Source organism: Pseudomonas sp. NPDC087598 (genome assembly GCF_044743525.1).
Classification (GTDB): Bacteria; Pseudomonadota; Gammaproteobacteria; order Pseudomonadales; family Pseudomonadaceae; genus Aquipseudomonas.
On the sequence record NZ_JBIUWQ010000165.1, the window covers coordinates 1 to 1050 of the forward strand.

At 54.7% G+C, this 1050-nt stretch carries 2 protein-coding genes; both read left to right on the forward strand.

The features are described from left to right. A partial coding sequence (gene cyoA / locus ACIOWE_RS30295) for a ubiquinol oxidase subunit II (RefSeq protein ID WP_401398644.1) occupies positions 1–861 on the forward strand: 861 nt, incomplete at its 5' end. A gap of 3 nt (positions 862–864) precedes the next feature. Next, on the forward strand, positions 865–1050 hold a 186-nt coding region (locus tag ACIOWE_RS30300; protein WP_401398646.1), incomplete at its 3' end, for a hypothetical protein.

The window sequence follows — 1050 nt, forward strand, 5'->3', positions numbered from 1 at the left end:
TTGCTCAATCCAACGGGCCAGGTCGGCCTGGAACAGCGCAACCTGATCATCACCGCCACGCTGCTGATGCTGTTGGTCGTTGTGCCGGTTATCGTCATGACCTTCCTGTTCGCCTGGAAGTACCGCGCCTCTAACAAGGACGCGATCTACACCCCGAAATGGTCGCACTCGACCAAAATCGAAGTGGCAGTCTGGACCATCCCGGTCCTGATCATCATTGCCCTGGGTTACATCACCTACATTTCGACCCACGAACTGGACCCTTATCGTCCGATTCAATCCGACGTCAAGCCAGTGACCATCGAAGTGGTCGCGCTGGACTGGAAGTGGTTGTTCATCTACCCGGAACAAGGCATTGCCACGGTCAACAAGATCGTGTTCCCGGCGCACACGCCAATCAACTTCAAGATCACCTCTGACGCTGTGATGAACTCGTTCTTCATCCCGGGTCTGGGCGGCCAGATTTACGCGATGGCGGGCATGCAGACCAAACTGCACCTGATCGCTGACCGTAACGCTGAAATGGACGGTATCTCCGCCAACTACAGCGGCGCGGGTTTCACCGGCATGAAGTTCAAAGCTATCTCTACGACTCAGGAAGATTTCGACGCCTGGGTAAGTGAAGTCAAGAAGTCACCTAAACAGCTTGATCAAGCTGAATACGCAGCCCTTGCCAAGCCAAGCCAGAACAACCCAGTCGAGCTCTACTCCTCGGTCACGCCGAACCAGTTCCAGATCATCGTCGACAAGTACGAAGGTATGAAGCCGGGCAAGCCGCTGAAGCACGAGAAGAAAGAGAAAGAAGTGGCGGCCACGGAAATTGACTCGAGTTCGCATTCAGCTGCCGGGGCAGAGGAGTAAACGATGTTTGGTAAATTAAGTTGGGAAGCAGTCCCATTCCACGAGCCGATCGTGATGGTGACCATCGCCATGATCGCCCTCGGTGGTCTGGCGCTGTTCGCTGCAATCACCTACTTCAAGAAGTGGACTTACTTGTGGACCGAGTGGCTGACGTCGGTCGACCACAAGAAAATCGGCGTGATGTACATC